The sequence below is a fragment of the Stenotrophomonas sp. TWI1149 genome, from assembly GCF_039673155.1.
In the GTDB taxonomy this organism is placed as follows: Bacteria; Pseudomonadota; Gammaproteobacteria; order Xanthomonadales; family Xanthomonadaceae; genus Stenotrophomonas; species Stenotrophomonas maltophilia_AA.
Genome location: NZ_JBDJLB010000004.1, coordinates 198,098 through 222,078, shown reverse-complemented (window position 1 = coordinate 222,078; position 23,981 = coordinate 198,098). Strand labels below are relative to the sequence as shown.

General features: G+C 67.6%; 20 protein-coding genes. 12 read left to right on the top strand and 8 right to left on the bottom strand.

What is annotated here, in order from left to right; genetic code table 11:
- The first annotated feature begins 149 nt into the window (after window positions 1-149).
- The 7 genes from ABE424_RS06480 (at window position 150) to ABE424_RS06450 (ending at window position 10,502) form a co-directional block, all read left to right on the top strand.
- The gene (locus tag ABE424_RS06480; protein ID WP_346490970.1) at window positions 150-2,549 is read left to right on the top strand and encodes a GH92 family glycosyl hydrolase; all 2,400 of its coding nucleotides are present in this window, start codon (window positions 150-152) and stop codon (window positions 2,547-2,549) included.
- A gap of 118 nt (window positions 2,550-2,667) precedes the next feature.
- Window positions 2,668-3,711, top strand: coding sequence for a LacI family DNA-binding transcriptional regulator (locus ABE424_RS06475; RefSeq protein ID WP_176989885.1), 1,044 nt, complete (start codon window positions 2,668-2,670; stop codon window positions 3,709-3,711).
- 44 nt (window positions 3,712-3,755) lie between these two features.
- Window positions 3,756-5,066, top strand: coding sequence for an L-fucose:H+ symporter permease (fucP, locus tag ABE424_RS06470; protein ID WP_346478072.1), 1,311 nt, complete (start codon window positions 3,756-3,758; stop codon window positions 5,064-5,066).
- Window positions 5,067-5,073: 7 nt separating this feature from the next.
- The gene (locus ABE424_RS06465) at window positions 5,074-6,069 is read left to right on the top strand and encodes a carbohydrate kinase (protein WP_346490955.1); all 996 of its coding nucleotides are present in this window, start codon (window positions 5,074-5,076) and stop codon (window positions 6,067-6,069) included.
- Window positions 6,066-7,259 carry an AGE family epimerase/isomerase gene (locus tag ABE424_RS06460; protein WP_346490956.1) on the top strand — a complete coding sequence of 398 codons (1,194 nt, stop codon included), beginning with the start codon at window positions 6,066-6,068 and terminating at the stop codon, window positions 7,257-7,259. Before ABE424_RS06465 ends, ABE424_RS06460 begins: the two co-directional genes overlap by 4 nt.
- Before the next feature lie 81 nt (window positions 7,260-7,340).
- The gene (locus ABE424_RS06455) at window positions 7,341-9,980 is read left to right on the top strand and encodes a glycoside hydrolase family 2 protein (protein WP_346490957.1); all 2,640 of its coding nucleotides are present in this window, start codon (window positions 7,341-7,343) and stop codon (window positions 9,978-9,980) included.
- Window positions 9,981-10,049: 69 nt separating this feature from the next.
- Entirely contained in the window at window positions 10,050-10,502 is a 453-nt protein-coding gene (locus ABE424_RS06450) for a hypothetical protein (RefSeq protein WP_346490958.1), read from the top strand.
- Between the two features lie 132 nt (window positions 10,503-10,634).
- On the opposite strand, the gene mtnC is transcribed toward ABE424_RS06450, so the two are convergent.
- The 5 genes from mtnC to ABE424_RS06425 form a co-directional block, all read right to left on the bottom strand.
- Window positions 10,635-11,333 carry an acireductone synthase gene (gene mtnC, locus ABE424_RS06445; protein ID WP_346490959.1) on the bottom strand — a complete coding sequence of 233 codons (699 nt, stop codon included), beginning with the start codon at window positions 11,331-11,333 and terminating at the stop codon, window positions 10,635-10,637.
- A 3-nt stretch (window positions 11,334-11,336) separates the two neighbouring features.
- Window positions 11,337-11,900: an acireductone dioxygenase gene (locus ABE424_RS06440; protein ID WP_346470538.1), complete on the bottom strand. Its 564-nt coding sequence runs from the start codon at window positions 11,898-11,900 to the stop codon at window positions 11,337-11,339.
- A 99-nt stretch (window positions 11,901-11,999) separates the two neighbouring features.
- On the bottom strand, window positions 12,000-12,659 hold the full coding sequence (locus tag ABE424_RS06435; RefSeq protein WP_346490960.1) for a methylthioribulose 1-phosphate dehydratase: 660 nt from the start codon (window positions 12,657-12,659) through the stop codon (window positions 12,000-12,002).
- Between the two features lie 112 nt (window positions 12,660-12,771).
- The gene (locus tag ABE424_RS06430) at window positions 12,772-14,196 is read right to left on the bottom strand and encodes an amino acid permease (RefSeq protein WP_346492114.1); all 1,425 of its coding nucleotides are present in this window, start codon (window positions 14,194-14,196) and stop codon (window positions 12,772-12,774) included.
- A 68-nt stretch (window positions 14,197-14,264) separates the two neighbouring features.
- Window positions 14,265-15,743, bottom strand: a complete 1,479-nt coding sequence (locus tag ABE424_RS06425) for an amino acid permease (RefSeq protein ID WP_346492115.1) — start codon at window positions 15,741-15,743, stop codon at window positions 14,265-14,267.
- A 185-nt stretch (window positions 15,744-15,928) separates the two neighbouring features.
- On the opposite strand from ABE424_RS06425, the gene ABE424_RS06420 reads away from it, so the two are divergent.
- On the top strand, window positions 15,929-16,510 hold the full coding sequence (locus ABE424_RS06420; protein WP_346492116.1) for an NUDIX hydrolase: 582 nt from the start codon (window positions 15,929-15,931) through the stop codon (window positions 16,508-16,510).
- A 42-nt stretch (window positions 16,511-16,552) separates the two neighbouring features.
- Here the strand turns inward: ABE424_RS06420 and serA are convergent, their stop codons facing one another.
- Complete coding sequence (gene serA / locus ABE424_RS06415; protein WP_346492117.1) at window positions 16,553-17,794, bottom strand: phosphoglycerate dehydrogenase; 1,242 nt, start codon at window positions 17,792-17,794, stop codon at window positions 16,553-16,555.
- A 204-nt stretch (window positions 17,795-17,998) separates the two neighbouring features.
- Here serA and ABE424_RS06410 point away from each other — a divergent pair, with 204 nt between their 5' ends.
- The 3 genes from ABE424_RS06410 (at window position 17,999) to ABE424_RS06400 (ending at window position 21,559) form a co-directional block, all read left to right on the top strand.
- Window positions 17,999-19,387 (top strand): FAD-binding oxidoreductase, encoded by a 1,389-nt coding sequence (locus tag ABE424_RS06410; protein ID WP_346492118.1) that lies wholly within the window; start codon window positions 17,999-18,001, stop codon window positions 19,385-19,387.
- Window positions 19,388-19,448: 61 nt separating this feature from the next.
- Window positions 19,449-19,742, top strand: coding sequence for a DUF2388 domain-containing protein (locus tag ABE424_RS06405; RefSeq protein WP_346492119.1), 294 nt, complete (start codon window positions 19,449-19,451; stop codon window positions 19,740-19,742).
- A complete protein-coding gene (locus ABE424_RS06400) occupies window positions 19,742-21,559 on the top strand; it encodes a DUF4105 domain-containing protein (protein WP_346492120.1) in 1,818 nt (605 codons plus the stop codon). Before ABE424_RS06405 ends, ABE424_RS06400 begins: the two co-directional genes overlap by 1 nt.
- On the opposite strand, the gene ABE424_RS06395 is transcribed toward ABE424_RS06400, so the two are convergent.
- Together ABE424_RS06395 and ABE424_RS06390 are read right to left on the bottom strand one after the other, a co-directional pair.
- Window positions 21,537-22,604 (bottom strand): ATP-binding protein, encoded by a 1,068-nt coding sequence (locus ABE424_RS06395; protein WP_346492121.1) that lies wholly within the window; start codon window positions 22,602-22,604, stop codon window positions 21,537-21,539. The genes ABE424_RS06400 and ABE424_RS06395 overlap by 23 nt on opposite strands.
- A complete protein-coding gene (locus ABE424_RS06390) occupies window positions 22,604-23,353 on the bottom strand; it encodes a response regulator (protein ID WP_346489004.1) in 750 nt (249 codons plus the stop codon). Before ABE424_RS06390 ends, ABE424_RS06395 begins: the two co-directional genes overlap by 1 nt.
- 224 nt (window positions 23,354-23,577) lie before the next feature.
- On the opposite strand from ABE424_RS06390, the gene ABE424_RS06385 reads away from it, so the two are divergent.
- Complete coding sequence (locus ABE424_RS06385) at window positions 23,578-23,973, top strand: nuclear transport factor 2 family protein (RefSeq protein WP_346492122.1); 396 nt, start codon at window positions 23,578-23,580, stop codon at window positions 23,971-23,973.
- The last annotated feature ends 8 nt before the right edge of the window (window positions 23,974-23,981 follow it).

Genomic DNA, 23,981 nt, shown 5'->3' with positions numbered 1-23,981 from the left:
ACCCGCGGCGCCCACCGCCAAAGGTTCCCGCTGCCGCCACGTCCGCCAAGGAGTCCGTGTCCGTGACCCGTTTTTCCAACCGTCCTTCCGTTGTTCCCGCCGCCCATGCCGTCCCGGCCCGCCGCCGCCCGCTGGCCGGCCTGGCCTGCCTGCTGGCACTGAGCTGCGCGCCGCTGTTGCTGCAGGCCGCGCCCGCTGCACTGGAGCGCGAGGTCAACACCTTCATCGGCAGCAAGGACGATGGCAATACGTTCCCGGGCGCCTCGGCGCCATTCGGCCTGATCCAGGTCAGCCCGATCGGCGAGCACTACGCCGGCTGGCGCTATGACGATCCCAAGATCCGCGGCTTCGGCCACTCCTTCCTGTCCGGCGCGGGCTGCTGGGAGCAGGGCGGCCAGGTTTCGGTCCTGCCGGTGACCGGCAGCATCGGCCCGGGCGGTGACTTCAACACCGACGACGCCAAGAGCTTCGACCACAAGCGCTACGCTTCCAGCTACACCCATGACGGTGAAGTCGGCCAGGCCGGCTACTACAAGGTGCGCCTGACCAATTACGGCGGCATCGATGCCGAGGCCACCGCGCGCACCCGTGCCGCGGCCGAACGCTACACCTTCGCCGCCGACGCGACGACCGGTCATGTGCTGGTCAACCTTGGCCAGGCCAACGAGCGCCATTCGGTGATCGGCAGCGTGGTCGACGTGGTCGGCGACCGTGCCGTGGAAGGCAAGCTGGTCACCAAGAGCTTCTGCGGTGGGCATCAGTACACCACCTGGTTCCGCATCGAGTTCGATCGCCCGTTCAAGGCGTTCGGTACCTGGGGCGAGGGCGGCGGCCTGCCGGGCGCACGCCATGGCATGGAAGGCGAACTCAAACCCAGCGGCGCTTGGCTCAGCTTCGACCTGGCCAAGGGCCGCGCCGTGACCGCGGTCAGCGCGATCTCGCACGTGGATGCCGAAGGCGCGCGTGCCAACCTGCGCAGCGATGGCATGCAGGGCGAGCGCCTGCTCGGCTTCGATCAGATGCGCCAGCTGGCGCAGCAGCAGTGGCGCAGGGAACTGGCGGCGGTGCGCGTACAGGGCGGCAGCAACGATGACCGCACCGTGCTGTACACGGCGCTGTACCACGCGCTGCTGCAGCCGCTGACCGGCAGCGATGCCGATGGCCGCTACCGTGGCTACGACGACGCCATCCATCGTGCCGAAGGCTGGACCTACTACGAGTACTTCTCGCTGTGGGATACCTACCGCGCACAGAACCAGTGGCTGGCGCTGACCAAGCCGGAGGTCGCGCGCGATATCGGCCGGACCCTGCTGGCCATCGAAGCGCAGGGCGGCTGGCTGCCGCGTTGGGGCTATGCCAACTTCGAAACCAACATCATGACGGGTGATCCGGTCACGCCGTTCCTGGTGGACCTGTGGCGCTTCGGCGCGCTCGCCGGCCGAGAAGGCGAGGCTTATACCGCGCTGCGCAAGAACGCGTTCGAGGTGCCGCCGATGAACTCCCGTCATGCAGGCCGTTCGGGCAATCCGAGCTACCTGGCCAATGGCTACGTGCAGTACGACCGCGCCTTCCCCTCCAAGGGCATGGACGTGGATCCGCACCACGGCGGCTCGGCGACGCTGGAATACGCGCTGGCCGACTGCGCGCTGGCACAGATGGCCGATGGCCTCGGGCATGCCGCCGATGCCGGCGTGCTGCGCGAGCGCGGCCGCAACTGGCACAAGGTGTGGGACCCGTCGGTGCGGGACGAGGAGGGCGACTTCAACGGTTTCCCGCGTCCGCGCATGGAAGATGGCGCGTGGTACCTGCCCGCCGACGGCAAGTACAGCCCGCGCTCGCACCATGGTTTCCATGAAGGCACCGCGTGGCAGTACCAGTGGCTGGCGCAGCAGGACGTGCCCGGCCTGGTCCAGGCCATGCACGGTCGTGAGCAGGCGGCCCGCCGTCTGGATACGTTCTTCGCCTATGACGCACTCCTGAAGTCGCCGCTGACCGCCGCGCGCAAGGAATGGGTGGTCGGGCCCTACAGCTATTACAACCAGTACCGCTACAACCCCAACAACGAGCCGGACCTGCACGCGCCGTGGATGTACACCCTGATCGGCCAGCCGTGGAAGACCGCGACCGTGGTGCGCGCCGCGCAGCAGCTGTTCACCAACGCCCCCAACGGCGTGACCGGCAATGATGACCTGGGCACGATGTCGGCCTGGTACCTGTTCAGCGCGCTCGGCCTGTATCCCGCGGTGCCGGGCAGCGGCGAGTTCCTGCTGCATACGCCGCGCTTCGCCCGTGCCGAGATCGATCTGGGACAGGGCAAGACACTCACCTTGAAGGCACCGGGCGCCGATGGCCGCCAGCTGCAGTACGTCCAGAACGTCCAGGTCGACGGCCGCGCGCATGCACCGGTGTGGCTGGACTGGGCGCAGCTGCAGCGCGGTGGCACCATCTCGTTCGCGCTGGGCAGCACCGCCCCGGAGAACGGCTGGGGCACGCAGGCCGAGGCGCTGCCGGCCTCGTTCTGCGCCACCCCCGGCGCAGTGCTGGAATGAGCGGCGCACCCGCCTGCGCCGAGGTCGGCCCCCTGGGGCTGACCGCCGGCACGGGCGCGGACCGCTGGCCAATGCGATCGTTTAGGCTTGCACCTTGCTTGAGGAACCCGACGACCCGATGAAAGACAAGGCCACCCCCGCCGGCAAAGGCACGCGCGCGGTCACCGTGACCGACATCGCCGAAGCGATCGGCGTGTCGCGCGCGACCGTGTCGCTGGTGCTGCGTGGCAGTCCCCTGGTGAACGTCGACACCCGTGCCAAGGTGGAGGCCGAACTGCGGCGCCAGCGCTACGTGTACAACCGCGGCGCGGCCAACCTGCGTCGGCGCACGTCCTCGAGCGTGGCCCTGGTCATCAACGACCTGTCCAACCCGTTCTTCGCCGAATTCGCCTCCGGGGTGGACGAAGCGCTGGGCGGCAAGGGCTTCGTGACCCTGCTCGGCAGCACCGGTGAATCGCCGGAACGGCAGCAGGCCGTGCTGACCACCTTGATGGAGCACATGCCGGCCGGGCTGATCCTGTCGCCAGCCGAAGGCAGCGATACCGGGCAGCTGCGGCAGGTGCTCGGCCATGCCAACGTGCTGTTGTTCAACCGCGAACTGCCCGGCGCAGAGTGGGACTTCCTGACCCTGGACAACCAGCAGGGTGCCTACCTGGCCACCCGCCATCTGATCGAACAGGGCCACCGCCGCATCGCGTTCTATGGCGGCCATGCGGTGTCCAGTTCGTGCCATCAGCGTCGTACCGGGTATGCGCAGGCGCTGGTCGAGGCGGGCATGCCGGTGCAGCCGGCGTGGCTGATCGAAACCTCGCCCAGTCGCCTGGATGCGGCCGCGCGGACCGGCGAGCTGTTCGCGCTCGGTGACGTGCCGACCGCGGCGGTCTGCTACAACGACAGCGTCGCACTGGGCCTGATGCTGGGCCTGGCCTCGCGCGGCGTGCAGCCGGGCCGCGACTTCGCGGTGACCGGTTTCGATGACATTTCCGAGGCCTCGGTGGCATCGCCGCCGCTGACCACGCTGACCGTCAACCCGCGCGAGCGCGGGCGGCAGGCAGCCGAACTGCTGTTGCTGCGTCTGGACCATCCCGACGCTGCGCCGGCCCGTACCGTTGCACCGGTCCAGCTCCGCGTTCGCGAGAGCAGTGGCGCGATGACCGTCTGATGGTTCCCCCAATCACCTGCTCGCGCACTGAGGCGCGTACCTGAATGCCCATCTCTCCTACGCCCCGCCTCCCATCCTCATCCTCCGCTGCGCCCGTGGTGAACACGCGTGTCGCGCTGGCCGTGGCGACCACGATCTTCTTCATGTGGGGCTTCCTCACCTGCCTCAACGACATCCTGATCCCGCATCTGAAGGCGGTGTTCGAACTGAACTACGCCCGCGCGATGCTGGTGCAGTTCACCTTCTTCGGTGCGTACTTCCTGATGTCGCTCCCGGCCGGCCGGCTGGTCGCGCATCTGGGCTACAAGAAGGGCATCGTGGCCGGCCTGGCGATTGCCGCGGTCGGTGCGCTGGGCTTCTGGCCGGCCGCCGAACTGCGCGTGTATGAAGCCTTCCTGGGCGCCCTGTTCGTGCTGGCCACCGGCATCACCGTGCTGCAGGTCGCGGCCAACCCGTACGTGGCGCTGCTTGGCCCGGAGCAGACGGCCTCCAGCCGCCTGACCCTGGCCCAGGCGCTGAACTCGCTGGGTACCGCGATCGCGCCGATCTTCGGCGGGCTGCTGATCCTGGGCAACACGGTCAAGAGTGCCGACGAGATCGGCGCGCTGCCGGCCGCCGAGCAGATCGCTTACCGCGTGCAGGAAGCGCAGTCCGTGCAGGGCCCGTACGTGGGCCTGGCCGTGGCGCTGTTCCTGCTGGCGGTGTTCGTCTATCTGTTCCGCCTGCCGGCGCTGACCGAGACCACCGAGCAGGCCGATACCAGCAAGCACACCCTGATGGATGCGCTGCGCCATCGCCACGTGCTGTTCGGCGTGCTGGCGATCTTCTTCTACGTGGGTGCGGAAGTGTCGATCGGCAGCTTCCTGGTCAACTACCTGTCGCTGCCCAACATCGGCGGCTTCACCGAGAAGGAAGCCACCCATTACGTCTCGGCGTACTGGACGCTGGCGATGATCGGTCGGTTCGCCGGCTCGGCGATCATGACCCGGTTCTCGCCGCGCGTGCTGCTTACCCTGTTCGCGGGCATGAACGTCGCACTGCTGGCGCTGACCATGCTCAGCCAGGGGCAGGTCGCGTTGTACTCGATCGTGGCGGTGGGTCTGTTCAATTCCATCATGTTCCCGACCATCTTCGCGCTGAGCATCGAACGCTTGGGCACGCTGACCAACAAGGCCTCCAGCCTGCTGATCATGGCCATCGTCGGTGGCGCGGTGGTGCCGTACCTGCAGGGCCTGCTGGCCGACAGCATCGGGCTGCATGAGTCCTTCATCCTGCCGCTGCTCTGCTACGGCTACATCATCTTCTACGGCCTGTCCGGTTCGCGCCCGGCCGTCGGATTCCGCCAGGGAGCTTGAGGCCACGATGTCCAAGATTGTTTGTTTCGGCGAGATTTTGATCGATCTACTTGCCCAACCGCCGGCCACCCCGGACACCCCGCGTGCTTTCCTGCAGTACGCCGGTGGCGCACCGGCCAACGTCGCGGTAGCGGCTGCAAGGCTCGGTGCGGATACCCATTTCGCCGGCATGCTCGGCCAGGACATGTTCGGCGACTTCCTTGCCGAGAGCCTGGCCAGTGCCGGCGTGGCGACCGACTGCATCGTGCGCACCGACGCGGCCAAGACCGCGCTGGCGTTCGTCGCGCTGGATGCCAGCGGCGAGCGTAGTTTCAGTTTCTACCGCCCGCCGGCGGCTGACCTGCTGTTCCGCAGCGCGCACTTCCACCCGAACTGCTTCGACGGTACGCGCAGCTTCCACGTGTGCTCCAACAGCCTGACCGAGGCGGAGATCGCCGATGCCACGCTGGAGGGCATGCGTCGCGCCCGCCAGGCCGGTGCGATGGTCAGCCTCGATCTCAACCTGCGCCCGGCGCTGTGGCCGACCGGTGTCGACCCGCTGCCGCGGCTGTGGGAAGCGCTGTCGCTGGCCGACCTGGTCAAGCTCTCGCGTGAGGAACTGGAGTACCTGGCGGCCTCGGTGCCCGGCGGTGATGCCGCGGTGGTCGAGCGCCTGCTCGCCGCGCAGGCCCAGGCGGTGGTGATCACCGACGGCGCCGCACCGATCCGCTGGCATACCCGCCACGCCCACGGCGTGCTCACCGGCTTCCGCGTCACCACGGTCGATTCGACCGCGGCCGGCGATGCGTTCGTCGGCGGCCTGCTGTTCGGGATCGGCGAGCGCGGCGGTGACGGCGCCGGTTTCGCCGCGTTCTGCCAGGACCCCGCCGGGTTGGTGGAGGCGATCCGCTTCGGCGCGGCCGTCGGTGCATTGGCCGTGACCCGCAAGGGCGCTTTCGCCGCGATGCCCAGCCTCAATGAAGTCCAGCAACTGCTGCAGCAACAACAGGATGACGCCGCATGACCACGCCGGTTCCGCCGACCCCCGACTTCCGCTCGCCCGCGTTCCTGCGCGCCCACATCGCGCAGACGATGGCGTTCTACCAGCCGCATGAAATCGACCCTAAGGGCGGCTTCTTCCATTACTACCGTGACGATGGCAGCGTGTATGACGCCAGCCACCGTCATCTGGTCAGCAGCACCCGCTTCGTGTTCAACCATGCGATGGCCTACCGCGAATTCGGCAAGCCCGAGGACCTGGCGGCGGTCGAGCATGGTCTGCGCTACCTGCGCGAGGTGCATCGCAACCCGGCGACCGGCGGTTATGCGTGGACGCTGCGCGATGGCGTGGTCGAAGATGCCACCAACCACTGCTATGGCGTGGCCTTCGTGCTGCTGGCCTACAGCTGCGCGCTGAAGGCCGGGATCGGCGAAGCGAGGTCGTGGATGGACGAGACCTGGCAGCTGCTGGAAGCGCGCTTCTGGGAACCGGCGTTCGGCCTGTACAAGGACGAAGCCGACGCCGAATGGCACTTCAGCGACTACCGTGGCCAGAACGCCAACATGCATATGTGCGAGGCGATGCTGGCCGCGTTCGAGGCGAGCGGTGAGCAGCGCTATCTCGATCGCGCGCTGCTGCTGGCCGATCACATGACCCGTCGCCAGGCGGCGCAGGGCGATGGCCTGGTGTGGGAGCACTACGACCCCCAGTGGCAGATCGACTGGGACTACAACCGCGACGACCCCAAGCACCTGTTCCGCCCGTGGGGCTTCCAGCCGGGCCACCAGACCGAGTGGGCCAAGCTGCTGCTGATCCTGGATCGCCACGTGCAGGCCGACTGGCTGGTACCGACGGCGCGGCATCTGTTCGATGTCGCGGTGGAACGCAGCTGGGACGCCGGGCGCGGCGGGCTGTATTACGGCTTCGCGCCGGATGGCAGCGTCTGCGATGACGACAAGTATTTCTGGGTGCAGGCCGAATCGCTGGCCACCGCCGCGCTGCTGGCCAAGCGCACCGGCGACGCCGTGTACTGGGACTGGTATGACAGGTTGTGGGGCTACGCTTGGCAGCACATGATCGATCATCGCCATGGCGCCTGGTATCGCATCCTGGATGCGGACAACCGCAAGTACAGCGACGAGAAGAGCCCGGCGGGCAAGACCGATTACCACACCATGGGCGCCTGCTACGAAGTGCTCAACGTGGTGCGTTGATCGTCGGATCGCCAGTGGGTGTCTGAACGTGCCGGCCGAGAGCCGGCCGGCATAAGCGGGTCAACAACGAGGCAGGCTGCCATGCGTCATTTCCGTGTCGTCCGTGCGGCCTGCTGGCTGCTGTTGCTGCTGGTGGGATCGTGGGTGCTGCCGGTGACGGCAGCGCCGCTGCAGGCCCAGTGGAGCTTCCGCCTGTTGCCCGGCGATGCCCAGCTGCGCGCCCATCCACAGTTGGCCGGCTGGCGCACCGCGCAGGTGCCTGGCGCGGTGCATACCGACCTGCTGGCACAGGGACAGATTCCCGATCCGTACGTTGGCGCCCCCGAGGCCGGCCTGCAGTGGATCGGCCTGGCCGACTGGGAATACCGTGCGCAGTTCGATGTGGATGCGGCGACGCTGGCGCGCGCACATGCCGAGCTGGCGTTCGAAGGCCTGGATACGTTCGCGACCGTCACCCTCAACGGCCAGCCGCTGCTGCAGGCGAACAACAGCCATCGCACCTGGCGTGCACGGGTCGACGGCCGGTTGCGCGCCCGCGGCAATGAACTGCGCATCGTGCTGCGCTCGCCGATCCGCACGCTGCTGCCGGACGTGCAGGCGATGCCGCACAAGATCGCCGGCAACTATCCCTCGCCCTATGGCGATGAACCCAAAGACGCGATGGTGGGCAATTTCGTGCGCAAGCCGGGCTACCACTTCGGCTGGGATTGGGGCCCGCGTTACGTGACCGCCGGCATCTGGCGGCCGGTGCGGCTGGAGAGCTGGGACGCGCAGCGGCTGACCGCGGTGGCCGTGCAGACCCGTGCCCTGGATGCGGCCCGCGCGGACCTTGAGGTCGCGGTCGAGGTGGAGAGTGCGGCGGCGGGCACCGCCGCGGTGCAACTGGAGGTACTCGATCCGGACGGCAAGCGCGTGGCGCGCATCGACCGCAGGGCGATGCTGCAGGCGGGCGACAACCGCATCACGATCCCGGTGGCGCTGCAGAATCCGCGGCGCTGGTGGCCGGTCGGGCAGGGCGAGCAGGCGCGCTATACCGTGCGCGCCACCCTGGCATCGGGGACCGCCGATGCGTCCCGCATCGAGCAGCGCACCGGCCTGCGCACCGTCGAACTGCGGCGGGAGGCGGACCGCAACGGTGGCCAGAGCTTCGCGTTCGTGATCAACGGCGTGCCGATCTTCGCCAAGGGCGCCAACGTGATTCCGTTCGACATGTTCCCGGCGCGCGTGGACGAGGCTCGGATCCGGCGCGAGCTGACCGCGGCGCGCGATGCCAACATGAACATGCTGCGCAACTGGGGCGGTGGTTACTACGAAGACGACGTGTTCTTCGACATCGCCGACGAGCTGGGCCTGCTGGTCTGGCAGGACTTCATGTTCGGGGGCGGCATGCAGCCCGGCTACGATCCGGCGTTCCGCGCGAACGTGGTCGGCGAAGCGCGCGACAACGTGCGGCGCCTGCGCCATCACCCCAGCGTGGTACTGTGGTGCGGCAACAACGAAGAAGAGACCGCGTGGAAGGACTGGGGCCATGGCCGTGACCTGACGGCGGCGGATCCCGTGTTCGCCGCGAAGGTCTGGCAGGGCTACGTGGACCTGTTCGGCAATGATCTGCGCCAGGTGGTGGCCGAGGAGGGACTGGGCGTGCCGTACTGGTCGAGCTCACCGGGCAACGACCTGGACGAAAAGGCCAACGATTCCACCCGCGGCGACAAGCACTACTGGCAGGTGTGGGGCAATCCGGCGCTGCCGGTGACCGCCTACCTGCGCGAAACCCCGCGTTTCATGTCCGAGTATGGGCTGCAGGCCTGGCCGGTGTTGCGCACGCTGGACGGCGTCATTCCCGCCGACGAGCAGCAGGTCGACAGCCCGACGGTGCGCGCGCACCAGAAATTCATGGCGGGCGAGGGTAACCAGCGCCTGCTCAAGTACATCGAGGAGGAGTACGGCACGCCCCGTGATTTCCCGGCATTCGTGTACCTGAGCCAGGTGATGCAGGCCGACGGCATCCAGCTCGCAGCCCTGCATCACCGTGCCTCACGGCCGTACACGATGGGCTCGCTGTATTGGCAGCTCAACGATGTGTGGCCCGGGGCGTCGTGGTCGAGCATCGACTACGCTGGACGCTGGAAGGCGCTGCATTTCCACGCCCGGCGCTTCTTCGCCGACCACGCGGTGGCGGCGCTGCGCGACGACGGCACCACCCGGGTGAGTCTGCTCAATGATCGCCAGCAGGGCCTGCAGGCGACATGGCGGCTGCGCGTGATCGATCTCGATGGCACGCTGCGCAGTGAACAGCGGCATGCCGCGGCCCTGCCGCCGTTGTCCGCGTTGGAGGTGGGGCGATTTGCCGATGCCGACCTGTTGAAGGGGGCCGATCCGACCCGCACCGTGGCGGTGGTCGAGCTGTTCGACGGCGGGAAACGGCTGTCGCAGCAGGTGGTGTATTTCGTGCCGGCCAAGGCCTTGGCGCTGTCACGGCCGGCCATCGACAGCGCATTGCGCGCCGACGGCGACGGCTATGTGTTGACGCTGCGCTCGCCCACGCTGGTGCGTGCACTGTGGATCGCGTTCGATGGGCGGGATGCCACGCTCGACGACAACGCACTGGACCTGGTGCCAGGCAAGGTGGTGACGATCCGGCTGCGCGCCGATGCGGATCTGGCGACGCTGCAGAAGGCGCTGAGGCTCACCTCGTTGGTCGATACAACCGCCGCCCTGTAGCGGCGGGAGCTGGCCAGCGCGTGCGGCGCGTGAGCTATCCTCCAACGTATCGTTGACCAGGCCACGCACGTGTTTGCAGCAGACCAACGCATCATCCAGAGCAGGTGGCAGGAAGAAGCGTATCCCCGTCGGGATTCACTTGCTTTCGCGAATGGATTTTACTGCCTGTTCGAAACGTCCGAGCAGCACCCGGGGGTGATGGAGAAGACATGGATTCCGGCGTCGGATGCGTGGCAGGTGGGCGCCCATGGTTGTGAGGGGCTGGCAATACTGAGTGCCATCACGCTGTCGACAGACACGCTGATCACCTGTGGCGAGTGCTGCGCCGCAGGTGAAGATGGCTTCATCGCAGTGAGCGAGGCCGCGACCAATAGGTTGATCTGGCTGCTGGTACTGAGCCGAACGGACCCGTTCGTCGCCCTGGCGCTGGAGGAGGATTGCGTTCGAGCCACCTCGTCGGGCGGCACAACGGTCCTCATCCCGTTGGACCGCCCGGACCAGCTATCCATCGCTTGGGGATGAAGAGGCTGGGTGCCGCAATCGCGCGGAAGGCATCCACGCATGAATCATGCTACGTGCCCGGCGGCAGCCGCTCTCCACATGGCGATGCGTTCATTGGATTGGCGCCCCATGGAGCCGCGTGGATCTACCCGGTTACAGCGTGATCTGCTGGAAATTCTCGACGCGGTCGTGGCCGTGCGTGGCCTCACCACTGCGTGGCAGCGGGTAATCGTCCAGGCGGTCGATCAAACGTGTCTGCAGGCCGGCCTCGCGCGCAGCATCCAGCTCTTCCACCACATCGGACAGGAACAGGATCTGCGCGGCCGGCACGCCGATCGCCTCGACGATGTGGCGGTAGCTGTCCGCCTCGCGCTTGCCGCCGACTTCGGTGTCGAACCAGCCCGAGACCAGCCCCGTCAGGTCACCGGCCTCGCTGAAGCCGAAAAACAGCTTCTGCGACGGGACCGAACCGGACGAATACACGTACAGCGGCTTGCCCTCGGCATGCCAGCCCTTCAGCACGGCGGCCACTTCCGGATAGAAGTGCGCCTTGTAGTCGCCGTTGCGGTAACCGGCTTCCCAGATCATGCCCTGCAGCGCCTTGAGCGCGGTGTGCTTGCGGTCCTGGTCGATCCAGCCCTGCAGCGTTTCCACGATCAGGCTGTCCTGGCAGGCGCCGCCGATCTCGACCGCCACCGCGTCCAGCCAGCGGCGCACCTGCGGCTCCTGGCCATGCGCGGCGACGAATGCCGGCAGCGCCTTGCGCGCATACGGGAACAGCACGTTCTTGACGAACGAAATGCTGCTGGTGGTGCCCTCGATATCGGTGAGGATGACGGTCGGATGCGGCATGGATCAGTCGGCCTGGTGCTGTGCGGGGTGGTAACGCGGGAAGGTCTGGGCGATGTCGCTGCCGGTGAAATGGCCGACCCAGCCATCCGGCTCGGTGAAGAAGCGGATCGCCACGAAGCTCGGCTCCTCGCCCATGTCGAACCAATGGGTGATGCCATCGGGCACGGCGATCAGATCGTTCTTGACGCACTCGATCTCGTAGACCTTGCCGTCCACGTGCAGGGTGAACAGCCCGGAGCCGGCGACGAAGAAGCGGACCTCGTCTTCCTTGTGGAAGTGCTCGTCCAGGAACTTTTTGCGCAGCTCGGCGCGGTTCGGGTTGTCCGGTGCGATCGACGCGACGTCCACGCTCTTGAAGCCGTGCGTGGCAACCAGCCGGTCGATATCGACCTTGTACGCGGCGAAGACCTCGTCCTGGCTGGCACCCGGCGCGACCTCATGGGCCGCCTGCCAGCGCTCGAAGGTGACGCCGATCGGCTTGAGTTCGGCGGCGATCGCCTCGCCATCCCGGCTGTCGAACAGCGGGACATCCGGGGCGGTGTCATCAAATATGCGGAGTCGGCTCATGGCGGCGGCATCGAGGCGAAGAGGGGAAAGAAAGGGTACCAGTGCGGCGCCGGGGTGGGGGCGACGCACTGATGCCGAAGCGCGGAATACAGATTCTCTTCAGGAATCTGAGCGCGATCCGCCGCGCAGCTTGCGCAGTTCCAGCTCACAGTGCAGCAGGAATTCGAAGGCTTCCATGTGGCGGCGCGCCTCGGCCATGGTGCGGCCCCACGCGTACAGGCCGTGGCCGTCGATCAGGTAGCCCCACAGCGGCTGGGTGTCGAGCAGGGCATCGACCTGGGCCGAGAGCACGTCCATGTCCTGGGTGTTGGCGAACACCGGCACATCGACCGCCATCTCGTGGGTGCTGTTGCCGTGAAACGCCTTCAGCAGCTCGTAGCCTTCCAGCCGGATGTGGCCCTGCGGTGCATACAGGCGCGAGGCGATGGTCTGCACCGGCGAATGGGTGTGCAGCACGCAGCCGATCTCCGGGAAACGGCGGTACAGCTGGGTGTGCAGCAGGGTCTCGGCGGAGGGGCGCAGCGGGCGGCCGACGGCCTTGCCGTCGAAATCCACCACCATGATGTCGTCCTCCACCAGCCGGCCCTTGTCCTTGCCGGAGACGGTGATCGCGGCATGGCGGTCATCCAGCCGGTGGGAGAAGTTGCTGCTGGTGGCCGGGGTCCAGCCGGCGTGGGCCAGCTCGCGGATGTTGTCGATCAGCAGCTGGGCCAGTTCGCTCAGGCGCGCGGTGTCGTACGGGAAGGTGGGGGTGCTCATGGGGCTATTTTACGGCGCTTCCATCGATTTCGCGCGCTCGGCGGTAGTGCCGGCCGCTGGCCGGCTCCTCATGAGCGCTTTGGGTGCACGTGGAGCCGGCCAGCGGCCGGCACTACTTGCGCAAGCGGCTATGGCGATAACCGTAGCTGAAGTAGATCGCGAAACCACCCAGCGTCCAGAAGCCCATCAGCATCCAGTTATGCGCCGTCATCGCCGTCAGCAGCGCGATGCAGCTGAGCACGCCCAGGCTGCAGATCAGCCACGCCATCGGCATCCGGAACGGACGCGGCAGGTCCGGCTGGGTGCGGCGCAGGATCAGCACGCCCGCGCAGACCGCCGCGAACGCGATCAACGTGCCCATCGAAGTCAGCTCACCGAGGACGTCGAGCGGGAACACCGCTGCCAGCAACGCGATGCTGATGCCCGTGATCACCGTGTTGATGTGCGGCGTGCGGTACTTGGGGTGGATCTTGGTGAACAGCGGCGGCAGCAGCCCGTCGCGGCCCATGATCATGAAGATGCGCGGCTGCGCGATCACCATCACCAGCACCACCGAGGACAGCCCGATCAGCGCGCCGATTTCCACGACCACGCGCAGCCAGCCCAGTTGCGGATGCGCCGCGACCGCGGTCACGACCGGCTCGTCCGTGCCCAGCAGCTGGTACGGCACCAGCCCGGTCATCACCGCCGCCATGGCGATGTACAGCACCGTGCAGATCACCAGCGAGAGCATCATGCCGATCGGCATGTCGCGCTGCGGTTTGTGCGATTCCTGCGCGGCCACCGAGACCGCCTCGAAACCGATGTAGGCGAAGAACACCATCGCCGCACCGCGCAGCACGCCATCGAAGCCGTACTTGCCCGGGCCTTCGTTCTCCGGAATGAACGGCGTCCAGTTGGCCGGATCCACGTATTTCCAGCCCACCACGATCACCAGCAGGATCAGCGCGGTCTTGAGCACCACCATCGCCATGTTCATGGCCGAGGATTTGCTGATGCCCACGTAGCACAGCCAGGTCAGCAGCAGCACCAGCACGGCGGCCGGGATGTTGGCGATGGCGCCGGTCGGGCGCAGCTGGCCATCGAGTGGCGCACTGACCAGCGCGGCCGGCAGATGGATGTCGAAGTGACTGAGCAGGCTCAGGAAATAGCCGGTCCAGCTGACCGCCACCGCCGAGGCGGAAACGCCGTATTCGAGCACCAGCATCCAGCCGATGAACCAGGCCGAGAGCTCGCCGAACGTGGCATAGGTATAGGTGTAGGCACTGCCGGAGACCGGCACCATCGCCGCGAACTCGGCATAGGCCATCGCGCAGAACGCGCAGCAGATCGCGGCCAGTACGAACGACAGCATGATCGCCGGGCCGGCATGGTTGGCCGCGGCCTGGCCGGTGATCACGAAGATGCCGCCGCCGATGACCGCGCCGATGCCCAGCGCGGTCAGGCCCCAGGGGCCGAGGGTACGGCGCAGGCTCAGGCCGTTGGCGTCTTCATGGGCGGCGTGCGGATGCTTGGTGGCCCACAGTTGCTTGAACATGGTTTGGAATTCTTCTCAGGCGCGACGTATCAAACGACCGGGCCGGCACTGGGCCGGCCCGGCAGCATTCAGGCGGACTTCTTGTTCAGCTTGCTGTGGCGGATGCCGTAGCCGAAGTAGATGCACAGGCCCAGCAGGGTCCAGGCCACGAACAGGTGCCAATGCACCACGAACGCCTGGTAGAACAGGAACAGACAGGCGAGCGCGCCTACCGGGCAGATGATCCACACCAGCGGCACACGGAACGGCCGTTCCAGCTCCGGGCGCGTGTAGCGCAGGATCAGCACGCCGATGCATACCGTGGCGAACGCCAGCAGGGTGCCCATCGAGACCAGCTCGCCGAGCACGTTCAGCGGCACGGTGCCCGCCAGGGTGGCGGCGATGGCACCCACCACGATCGTGCTCCAGTACGGGGTGCGGAAGCGCTTGTGCACCTTGCCGAAGATCTTCGGCAGCAGGCCGTCGCGGGAGATCGTGTAGGCGATGCGGGTCTGGCCCATCATCATCACCAGCACCACCGAGGACAGGCCGGCGATCGCGCCGATTTCCACCGCGGTCTTGAGCCAGGACAGGGTCGGGTAGGGCTCCAGCGCGGTGGCGACCGGCTTGTCGGTGCCCAGCAGGTGGTACGGCATCATGCCGGTCAGTACGGCGCAGACGATGATGTAGACGATGGTGCACACGGCCAGCGAGCCGAGCAGGCCGATCGGCATGTTGCGCTGCGGATCCTTGGTTTCGCCGGCAGCGGTGGAGACCGCATCGAAGCCGATGTAGGCGAAGAACACGATGGTCGCCGCACGGAACACGCCGCTCCAGCCGAACTCACCCGGCACGCCGGTGTTCTCCGGAATGAACGGGGTCCAGTTGGCCGGGTCCAGATGCGCCGCACCGAAACCGATGAACAGACAGATCACGGTGACCTTGATCGCCACGATGATCGCGTTGACGAAGGCCGACTGGGTCACGCCGACGTACAGCAGGCCGGAGACGGCCGCCACGATCAGCACCGCCGGCAGGTTGAACAGCTTGCCGGAGGAGATGAATTCATGGCCGGTCCAGGCGATGGGCGCGGCGCTCAGCGCATCCGGGAACGGCATGTTGAGCGTGGTGGTAATGAAGCTGATCAGGTACGCCGACCAGCCCACCGCGACCGAGGCCGAGGCGAACAGGTACTCCAGCACCAGGCACCAGCCGATGAACCAGGCCATGCCCTCACCGAGAGTGGCGTAAGAGTAGGAGTAGGCGCTGCCGGAGACCGGCATCATCGCCGCGAACTCCGCGTAGCACAGGCCGGCCAGTGCGCAGGCGAAGCCGGCAAACACGAACGACAGCATCACTGCAGGGCCGGCGTGGTTCGCCGCGGCCTGGCCGGTGAGCACGAAGATGCCGGCACCGATCACCGCACCGATGCCGAGCAGGATGAGGTGTTTCGCTGTGAGGGTCCGTTTCAGTGTGGGCTCGCCGTCCAGGCTGCCTTCGATGGGCTCGCCGGCATCGACGTGCGGTGCCGGTGCGACCGGTTTGACCCTCAACAGAGACTTCAGCATGCAGTGCTTCCCTAAATGAACAAAGGTGAGGCGCGCGGTACATTGCCGCACGCCCTGATGGCGACTGGGCGCCCCAGCGGTGCGGGGCCCGCTGTACCTTAGCCAAAGCTGAAGCCGCTGTACAAGCACAAATGCAGCATGGCCGAGCGATAATCGGCCAAATCCGCACGATGCCCGCGCCTGCCATGTCGTTGAACCCCGAATCCATTGCCATTCCTGACGCTGCCCTGCGCAGTCAGCTTGACGCCTACGCCCGCCGACACCCCGGGGACGCGGCGCTCGCTGACGAATTCAGCACATTGCTGGACGATCCGGAAAACCCGTTCCTGCGCGAGCGCCTGGCCGGGCACTTCACCGGCAGCGCATGGCTGGTCAGTGCCGACGGGCAGCGCGTGCTGCTGACTCACCACCGCAAGCTGGACCGCTGGCTGCAGCTGGGCGGCCATGCCGACGGCGAGCGCGATCTGGCCCAGGTCGCGCTGAAGGAGGCCGAGGAAGAGTCCGGGCTGACCGCGCTGGTGCTGGAGGATGGCGAACTGTTCGACATCGACAAGCACTGGATCCCCGAACGCAGGGACGTGCCCGGGCATTGGCATTACGACGCCCGCTACGTGGTGCGGGCGCTGGGCAGTGAGCAGTTCGCGGTCAGCGAAGAGTCGCTCGCGCTGGCTTGGCGCGATATCCGTGACGTGGCCAACGCAGCGATCGAGACCCCGGATGGCGACGATTCCCTCCCGCGCATGGCCAAACGCTGGCTGGCGGGGTGATTTAACAGGGACGGGGGTAGTTATTAACTACCTCCGTCCCTGTTAATAAAGAACGCGGGTGCGCAGCGTGCCCGGGATCGCCGCCAGCTCGTCGCGCACGGCGCCGGCCTGGGCTTCGCTGGCGGTGATGTCGATCACCACGTAGCCGACCTTCGGATCGGTGCGCAGGAACTGGCCGTCGATGTTGACGTTGTGGCGCGAGAAGATCTCGTTGACCCTGGACAGCACGCCCGGCACGTTCTGGTGGATGTGCAGCAGGCGCAGGCTCTCGGCGTGCTCGGGCAGGGTCACTTCCGGGAAGTTGACCGCCGAGAGGGTGCTGCCGTTGTCGCTGTAGCGCACCAGTTTGGCCGCCACTTCCACGCCGATGTTGTCCTGCGCTTCCAGCGTGCTGCCGCCCACGTGCGGGGTCAGGATCACGTTGTCGTGGGCGGTCAGCGGGGAGACGAAGGCATCGCCGTTGCCCTTGGGCTCGACCGGGAACACGTCCAGCGCCGCGCCGCCGAGATGGTCCGAGCGCAGCGCCGCATCCAGCGCATCGATGTCGACCACGGTGCCGCGCGCGGCATTGATCAGGTGCGCGCCGGGGCGCATCCGCGCCAGTTCATCGGCGCCGATCATCCACTGCGTGGCCGGGGTTTCGGGCACGTGCACGGTCACGATGTCGGCGCGCGCCAGCAGGTCGTCCAGGCTGATCGCCGCCCGGGCATTGCCCAGCGACAGCTTGGTTTCCACGTCGTGGAAGATCACCTGCATGCCCATCGCCTCGGCCATCACGCCGACCTGGGTGCCGATGTGGCCATAGCCGATGATGCCCAGCGTCTTGCCGCGTACTTCATGGCTGCCGGCCGCTGACTTGGACCAGCCACCGCGATGGCACTCGGCGTTCTTCTGCGGGATGCCGCGGGTCAGCATGATCGCCTCGGCGATCACCAGCTCGGCCACGCTGCGGGTGTTGGAGTAGGGCGCGTTGAACACCGGGATGCCGGCCAGTTCCGCCGCCTCCAGGTCGACCTGATTGGTGCCGATGCAGAAACAGCCGACCGCCATCAGGCGCTTGGCATGCACCAGCACATCCGCGCTCAGCTGCGTGCGCGAGCGGATGCCGACGATGTGGGCCTCGGCGATCCGGGCCTTGAGTTCGTCTTCGGGCAGCGCCTTGCTGTGCAGTTCGATCTGCGAATAGCCGGCCGCGGTGAACACGTCGATCGCGGTCTGGCTGACCCCCTCGAGCAACAGTACGCGGATATCCTGCTTCGGGAACGAGGTCTTTTTCGGCGACATGGGCGGCGTGCGACGTGTGGCGGCGGGAGCCCCCAACTATGCCAGAAGCCGACGTCGATGGTGCGGTGCGCCAATCGACGCCCAGACAGTTTCAGATGCACCTATCTGGGTAGGGCTGGCGAGGGCGATCGACGCCCTGGCGACTGGACGCGGCCGGTAGCGGCTGGCAGGCTTGCGGGCTCCCCCGGCACTGCCAGACGCCCCATGACCGATCCGCGCCTTGATTCGCTGTTGCACGATTGCCCCGGGCTGCGCCTGAAGACCGATCCGGCCGATCTGGAGCACTACGGCCGCGACTGGACCCGCCGCTGGACGCCGGCGCCACTGGCGATCGCGCTGCCGGGCACGGTCGAGGAGGTGCAGGCGATCCTGCGCTGGGCCAGTGCCCGCAACGTGGCGGTAGTGCCTTCCGGCGGCCGGACCGGCCTGTCCGGTGGCGCCGTCGCAGCCCATGGGGAACTGGTGCTAAGCCTGGAACGGATGAACAAGCCGTTGGCCTTCGATGCTGTCGACCGCACCCTGACCGTGCAGGCCGGCATGCCGCTGGAGGCGGTGCACAACACGGCGCTCGAGCACGGGCTGATCTACCCGGTGGATTTCGCCGCGCGCGGGTCGTGCTCGATCGGCGGCAACATCGCCACCAACGCCGGCGGCATCCGCGTGATCCGTTACGGCAATACCCGTGAGTGGATCGCCGGGCTGACGGTGGTGACCATGGCCGGGGAGCGGGTCGAGCTCAACAAGGGCCTGATCAAGAATTCCAGCGGCTACGACTTCCGCCAGTTGCTGATCGGCTCGGAAGGCACGCTCGGCGTCATCGTGGAAGCGACGCTGAAGCTCACCGACCCGCCGCCGGCCAGCAACGTGATGTTGCTTGCGCTGCCCTCGTTCGAGGTGCTGATGCAGGTGTTTGCCGCATTCCGCGAACGGCTGCAGCTGCAGGCGTTCGAATTCTTCACCGACCGCGCGCTCGAGCACGTGCTGGCGCACGGTGCGCAGGCACCGTTCGATGAGGTCCATCCGTATTACGTGGTGACCGAGTTCGCTGTGGGCGATGAGGCCCAGGAAGCCGCCGCGATGGCCGCCTTCGAAGACTGCATGACGCACGGCTGGGTCAGCGATGGCGTGGTCAGCCAGAGCGATGCGCAGGCCGCGCAGCTGTGGCGGTTGCGCGAAGGCATCACCGAGGCCGTGGCGCGCTACAAACCCTACAAGAACGATGTTTCGGTGCGGATCTCGGCGATGCCGGCGTTTCTCGCCGAAACCCAGGCGCTGATCGGGCAGGCGTACCCGCAGTTCGACGTGGTCTGGTTCGGACACATCGGCGACGGCAACCTGCACATCAACGTGCTCAAGCCGGACGGCACCGCGGATGCCGAGTTCCTGACCCAGTGCGAGCATGTCACCAAGCTCCTGGCCGGCGTGCTGAGCCGGTTCGACGGCAGCATTTCGGCCGAGCACGGGATCGGCCTGGTCAAGAAGGGCTATCTGGACAGCACCCGCAGCGTCGCGGAAATCGCCTTGATGAAGGCGGTCAAACGCGCGTTTGATCCCCAAGCGCTGCTGAATCCCGGCAAGGTCTTCGACCTCTGAGACAAGACAGGATTTCACGCAGCCTATACGCTCTGTGCTTTCCACCACGAACGACACCCTGATGATGCGTCCGATCCTGCTTCTTGCCGCGCTTGCCCTGCCGCTGTCTGCGATGGCGTCCAGTTTTGCCGGCAGCTCCGCCGGCTCCGCATCCGGCGCGTCCTCGGCCGGTTCGTCCAGCTCGGGCGATGACAAGATCGTGCTCGATGCGCGTGATGACGCCGCGGCCTTCGTGGCCAGCGACGGCGCCATCCGTGGCGCACGCCTGGAAGCGGCGCTGCTGCACCTGCGCGAGCAGGGTGCCGCGCAGCAGGCCAGTGACATGGCGCTGGCCAGGACCCTGCTGGCACGCTGATGCAACCCGCCGGTCAGGTCCGCCGCTGGCGCTGGGCGGTCCTGATCGCGTGGCTGGCCGCGCCTTGGGCGCACGCCGCGCTGCAGCTGGAACTGCAGCCGCAGGGATTGAACACGGCGCAGATCGTCGCCGCCGAGCGCGCCCTGCAGCAGGTGCGCACGCGCCTTCCTTCCGGGTGGCAGGCACGGTTCCAGCAGCCGGTCCTGGTCCGCTGGTCGGACGCGCTGCCGGCCCATGTGCACGGCCGTGCCCGCAACGGCACGATCACCCTGCAGCGCGCACTGCTCGACAGCGTGCAGGAGGATCAACCATTGCCGCGCCCGCTCGAGGCGGCACTGATCCATGAACTGACCCACGTGCTGGACCGTTCGCCGCAGGGCGGCTGGTCACGCGACGCGCGCCTGCGCGATCTGGCCGGCTGGCAACGACGCCCGTGGAAACTCGGCCGCACCGGCAACGCCTTCAGCGGACGCAGCCCCGATGATTACGAGCGTGCCAGCCCGGCCGAGTTCCTGGCGGTCAACGCCGAGCACCTGGTGCTCGATCCCGGGTACGCCTGCCGTCGACCGGCCGTCGCCGCGTGGTTCGCCGACCATCTGGGGCCGACCGCGCACACGGTCGACTGCGACACCCGTCTGCCGTTGATGCAGGCCGAAGAGGAGGCGGGCGCTGCGACGCTGCTCGAGCTGGATCCGGCGCGGGTTTACGGCGTCGACTACCTGCTCGCCGAAGGCAATGACCAGCTGATGAGCCGCTGGGGCCACAGCATGCTGCGGCTGGTGATCTGCGCGCCGGGACGACCACGCGGGCCGGCCTGCCGGATGGACCTGTCCCATCACCGCGTGCTGTCCTACCGCGCTTTCGTCGGCGATGTGCAGATTTCCAGCTGGCGCGGGCTGACCGGTGCCTATCCCTCGCGTCTGTTCGTGCTGCCGCTCAACCAGGTCATCAACGAATACACCCAGCTCGAGCTGCGGGGGCTGTCCTCGGTGCCCTTGGCGATGGATCAGCAGGACATCGCCAGCCTGCTCGAGCGTGTCGCGCAGGTGCACTGGAGCTACGACGGGCGCTATCTGTTCGTCAGCAACAACTGCGCGGTGGAGACCGGCAAGCTGCTGCAGGAAGGCGTGCCGCGCCTGGCGTCGCCCGGTTTGAACCGGCTCACCCCGCGCGGCCTGCTGACCCGCCTGGAGCGCCTGGGCGTGGCGGATGCCAGCGTGCTGAACGATCGGGGGCAGGCGACCCGGCAGGGCTATTACTTTGCGTCGGCGGAAGCGCATTACCAGCAGCTGTTCGATGTCGCCCGCCGGCAGCTGCCGCTGGGCACGGCGAACGTCGGCGACTGGTTGCGGCAGCCGGCCAGTGAGCGGGCACGCTGGGTGGAGCAGGGCGATCTGCGCGTCACGGCGGCCCTGTTGTTGCTGGAACAGGCGGCACTGCGCCGCGAGGAACTGCGTGCGCGCGATGTCCTGAAGCGGCTGCTCGGCGATCCGGACGCGGGCGATGCCGCGGCGCGCGACACGCTGCGCGCGTTGCTCGAGGACACCGGCCAACTGGTCAGCCCGGCGGCCCTGGTGAAGGGTGGGGGCTACGGCCTGCCCTCCGCCGGTGAGCGCGCGATGGCCGCCGAGGCCGCCGTGCAGCTGAGTGCGCAGGGCGCGCCGGCCTGGAAGGCGCTGCAACGGCAGTTGAAGCAACGCCTGCCGGTGCGGCAGCAACGCGAGCTGGCCACGATCGACAGCTCGCTGGTCCGGCTTGGCGCGCGGATGCGCGAACTGGCCCGGGAAGACGGCGTTACTGCCGCGGCAGCTCGATGACGAAGCGCGCGCCGCCCAGCGTGCTGGCTGCGCAGGCCACATGGCCGCCATGCGCATCGGCGATTGCCTTGACCACCGCCAGCCCCAGCCCGCTGCCACCGCGCTGACGCGAGCGCGAGCCATCACCGCGCAGGAAGGGATCGAAGATCTGCTCACGCAGCACTGCATCGATGCCGGGACCTTCGTCGTCGATGGCGATCTGTACGTGGGTGGCGGTGTCGTGCACGGCGATGCGGACCCTGCCGGGCGTGGCGTAGCGCCGCGCATTCTCCAGCAGCGCCATCAGCGCCTGGCGGACCCGGGTCGGGTCGCAATGCGCCGGATGCTCCTCGCGTGAGGTTTCCAGCTCCAGCACGAAGCCGCTGCTGCGGAAGCCCGGGTCGACCAGGGTCATCACCGACTGCACTTCCTGCACCACATCGTTGCGGGCGCGGCGGACATCCAGGCGGGCGCTGTCGGCCAGGCTCAGCACCCGCAGGTCCTCGATCAGCCGCGACAGCCCTTCGACCTGGGCCAGCAGGCTGCGGAACTGGCCTTCATCCGGGGCGAACACCCCTTCGGCCAAGCCCTGCAGGCGGCCGCGCAGGATGGTGACCGGCGTGCGCAACTCGTGCGCGATCGCCGCGTGCCACATCACCCGGTCCGCCTCGATGTTCTGCAGCCGGCGCGCCATCGCGTTGAAGTCGTCCACCAGCAGCGCCACTTCGCCGAGCGAGCGATCACTGATCGCGGCGCGCGCGCCCAGGTCGCCATCGGCAAGCCGGCCGATGCTGTCCACCACCGCATTGAGCGGGGTCAGGATGCGCTGGGACAAGCGCACCGAGGCAGCGACGGCCAGGGTCAGTCCGATCAGGGTCACGCCCACCATCCAGACCAGCTCGGGGCCGCTGGGCACCCAGCTGACCGGCTCCGCGGCGCCACCGGGGTAGAACGCCACCAGCACGGCATACAGCAGGTAGGAGCTGAGGATCACCATCACGATGACCGCCAGCACCATCATCGACATCGACAGCACGATGTGCCGGCTCAGGCCCGAGCGGCGCATCAATGGTCCGCCGCCAGCCGGTAACCGACGCCGCGCACGCTGGCCGGCACGTTGGCCAGGCCGACATCATCGAGTTTGCGCCGCAGCTTGCTGACGTGGCTGTCCACGGTGCGCTCCAGCGCTTCGCTTTCCGGCAGGCACGCGTGCATGAGTTCGCTGCGGCTGAAGATGCGCATCGGTGCCAGCGCCATGCAGTGCAGCAGTTTGTATTCGGTCAGGGTGAGCAGCAGTTCGTGGCTGTAGCCATCGCCTTCGACATGCACAGCGTGGTGCTCCGGATCGATCACCAGGCTGCCCACGCGCAGGATCTCCGGTGCGCTCGGGCGCGGCGCATTCAAAGTGCGGCGCAACACTGCGCGCACCCGCGCGGCGACTTCGGCCGGGTTGAAGGGCTTGACCACGTAATCGTCCGCGCCCATCCGCAGCGCGGTGAGCTTGTCCAGGTCCTGGTCCAGCGCGGTCAACATGATCACCGGCGTATCGCCGCGCTGGCGCAGCGTGTTGAGCACGGTCCAGCCGTCCATGCCCGGCATCTGCACGTCGAGCAGGACCAGGTCCGGCCGCGCGCTGCGATGCAGGGCGAGGGCGCCGAGGCCGTCCTGCGCGCGCAGCGTGCGCAGGCCTTCGCGCGCGAGGTAGGCTGCGACGATGTCGGCGATCTCGGGTTCGTCCTCGACAATCAGGACCAGGGCGTTGAGCGAATGATCCCAGCGCGCGGTGGGTGCGCCGGGTGAATCGGAGGCGGGCATGCAGGGCAGGGCCGGAAGGTGCTTGTGCTCCATCGTATCTCCACACTTCCTCCATCGAAACCCCACCGAGCCCGCGCAGACTGCCGCCATCGTGATTTCAGCCGGTGTTCCGGCCCTGTGCTGCGGATGAAGAACTCCAGATGGATGCCCGCCCTTGGGGCGGCGAACGAGACACGGCGCGTGCGCGGTGGGCGCATGACGCTGCGACGATGGCGGGTGCACACATGAACGCGCTCCTGCAACCGGCACACGTCGAGGCAGCCGAGGCGCGGCTCTGGGATGCGCTGGTCCAGTGGCAGCCGCAGCAGGTGCGTGCGCTGCTGTCGCCGGCGCTGTTCCTGACCGACCACGCTGGCCAGCGCCAGGATGCGTCCCCGCTGCTGGCCGGCTGGAACGCGCGGCGCATCCGCATCGCCGCGATCGAGCGGCAGCAGACCGAGCACCTCGCCTGCGGCGCGATGGTGCTGGTCACCGGCGAGCTGCGCATCCACCTCGATGGCGAGCACGGCAGGCGCCTGCACACGATGCGCCTGCTACGGGTCTGGACGCGCAGCAGCGCCGCGCCGGGCGTGCATCTGCTGTCGATGTGCGTGCTCCCTGCATCGCCACCGCTGCACTGAACCGCGCG